This window comes from Butyricicoccus sp. OF27-2pH9A (assembly GCF_027693185.1).
Classification (GTDB): domain Bacteria; phylum Bacillota; class Clostridia; order Oscillospirales; family Butyricicoccaceae; genus Agathobaculum; species Agathobaculum butyriciproducens.
Genome location: NZ_JAQEXK010000048.1, coordinates 1 through 2,137, shown reverse-complemented (window position 1 = coordinate 2,137; position 2,137 = coordinate 1). Strand labels below are relative to the sequence as shown.

At 54.9% G+C, this 2,137-nt stretch carries 3 protein-coding genes and 2 pseudogenes; all 5 read right to left on the bottom strand.

Features of this window, described 5'->3' with window-relative positions:
• Positions 1 to 413 (bottom strand): annotated as a pseudogene (locus tag PG722_RS13895) (type IV secretory system conjugative DNA transfer family protein); the annotation flags it as partial.
• Positions 414 to 499: 86 nt separating this feature from the next.
• Positions 500 to 865: a hypothetical protein gene (locus PG722_RS13890; RefSeq protein ID WP_003509348.1), complete on the bottom strand. Its 366-nt coding sequence runs from the start codon at positions 863 to 865 to the stop codon at positions 500 to 502.
• 78 nt (positions 866 to 943) lie between these two features.
• On the bottom strand, positions 944 to 1,135 hold the full coding sequence (locus PG722_RS13885; protein WP_270580881.1) for a transposon-encoded TnpW family protein: 192 nt from the start codon (positions 1,133 to 1,135) through the stop codon (positions 944 to 946).
• A 43-nt stretch (positions 1,136 to 1,178) separates the two neighbouring features.
• Complete coding sequence (locus tag PG722_RS13880; protein WP_270580879.1) at positions 1,179 to 2,045, bottom strand: ATP-binding protein; 867 nt, start codon at positions 2,043 to 2,045, stop codon at positions 1,179 to 1,181.
• Positions 2,042 to 2,137: pseudogene (locus tag PG722_RS13875) on the bottom strand (phage replisome organizer N-terminal domain-containing protein); the annotation flags it as partial. The gene PG722_RS13880 and the pseudogene PG722_RS13875, both read right to left, overlap by 4 nt.

The window sequence follows — 2,137 nt, the reverse complement described above, 5'->3', positions numbered from 1 at the left end:
GAATGGTCTTTGTACAATGCCTTGCACTGGCTCATAGCCTGATAAAAGAGCGTTAGGCTGATTTCCCGTGAGCGGATGACTGCCACGATCTTTTCCAGCCCCGGCACCTGCCCGGTGTTGGCAGCCTCGTCCCACAGCACCCGCACATGGTAGGGCAGACGTCCGCCATAGGTGTTGTCAGCCCGTTCACACAGAAGGTTGAACATCTGCGAAAAAGCGAGGGCAACCAAAAAGTTGTAGGTGGTGTCCGTGTCGCTGATAAGAAAGAACAGCGCCGATTTTTCGTCCCCCAGCTTATCAAGCTCCAGCTCGTCATAGGACATGATCTCCCGGAGCTGTGGAATGTCAAAGGGAGCCAGCCTTGCACCGCAGGAAATCAATATGCTCTTGGCGGTTTTTCCCGAAACGAGTTGTCAAGGACTTTTTAATCAAATTCACAAAAAAGCCACAAAAAAGTGCCAGAAGCACTTTCATGCTCCTGACACTCAGGCGGGTGGGGTTACTTTTCCCCGGCAAGGATTTTTTCGCAAACGGTCTGGTATTCCGGCAGCCGTTCAAGGAAGGGGTTCCAGCGCCGCTTTATCTCGGCCAGTTCCAGAGGGTCGGCGGTCTGTTCAGTGTGATCGTTGCCGGTCATCTGCAACACATCCATCGACACCTCGGAAAACAGCACTTCGGCAAGCTGGTCGGCGGTGTCAACGAGTATTTCTTCCTCGACATACCGCTTTTTTGTGCTGATTTTCAGCAGCAGATAGCCCAGCTTATCAGACCAGAGCCATTCCAGATAGGGGCTTTCCCGGATGTAGTCGGCAAACACCGCGTAAACCCTCTCAATCTCTTTCTTTTCCGTTTCTTCGTACAGCATTTTCATGTCCTCCTTGGCTAAAAGTTTTGGCGTGTACCATCATCAGTTTAACACAAGGCGGCTGGCTTTATCAGCCGGTCATATCTGCTGAATTTCATTTTTGAGCATACGCTTGATTTTGTCGCTCATGGTTTCAGTGCTGGTCTGGCTGAAATGGACGCGCACCTTGTAGGTGGTCTTGCCGATTTTCTTTACCAGCGCGGGGGCGTCCTCCGGCGCTCTGGTAGTGGTGGTGTCTGCGGTCTGCATGGTGCGGGTTTCTTCGCTCATGGCGCTCCTTTCTCCGGGCGGGGCTGTGCCGTCCGGCACAAAATTACTCATGCTTACGGTTTACAATGTCTTTCGCCGCCTGCTTGGTGGCCCCGGCGTTTTCCTCCCGGAAGTTTTTCCCGGCAAAGAGGATCGGGGCGCACCGTTCCAGGATACGGTCATAGATACGAGCGTGGGCCAGGTCAGGCGGGTTTTTGAGTTCGGCCAGCTTCAGGTTGGTGGTGATGATCATGGGCCTGCGGCTGCGGTAGCGGCTGTCAATGACGAAAAACATCTGCTCCATCGCATACTCGGTACTGCGCTCCACACCCAAATCGTCAATGATAAGCAGGTCGTACTCGTCAAAGCTGGCGATAAAGTCGGCCCTGTCCTCGGAAAACATTCCCGTCAGACGGTTCAGGATGGTGGGAAAGTTCGTCATCAGCACCGGCACATCCCGGTCAAGCAGGGCGTTGGCGATACAACCGGCGAAAAAGGACTTGCCAGTTCCCACATCCCCAAACAGAAGCAGGCCGGTGTTGTTCCTGTATGCCTCCTTCCAGTTCTCCACATAGGCGCGGGCCTTGTCCATCAGGGGATTTTGGCCGTTGTCATTGGAAAATGTGTAGTCATACAGATAACGGTCTTGCAAACCCTGTGCCTTTCGGCGTTTGATACGCTCCATGCGGCGCTGCCGTTCCTCAGCGGCCTTGCGCTGTTCCTCGGCCTCCCGCTGGCACTGGCAGATGCAGCGCGGCATAAAGTAGCCGGATTTCCCGAAGCATGGCACAACGGTCTGCCTCTGGCCGCCGCATTTCTTACAGTGAATGAGCCCGTCTGCCGGGTCTATGTACTCGTCCCCGGCCAGTTCTATACCGACGACGGCTGCCTTGTCGATCAGCGCCCGGATTTCTGCGGTAATCTCCATCATACGGTTTCATCCTCCTTTACGCTGTAATCACGGTTGCGGGTGGGCGGGGCCGCCTTTTTCGCGTCCTCACCGGCCCAGCGCCGGATGGTGGC

Bases quoted from the DNA above. Each gene is read 5' to 3' on its own strand.
- PG722_RS13880 (WP_270580879.1), bottom strand. From the start codon at position 2,045: ATGATGGAGATTACCGCAGAAATCCGGGCGCTGATCGACAAGGCAGCC.
- PG722_RS13890 (WP_003509348.1), bottom strand. From the start codon at position 865: ATGCTGTACGAAGAAACGGAAAAGAAAGAGATTGAGAGGGTTTACGCG.
- PG722_RS13885 (WP_270580881.1), bottom strand. From the start codon at position 1,135: ATGAGCGAAGAAACCCGCACCATGCAGACCGCAGACACCACCACTACC.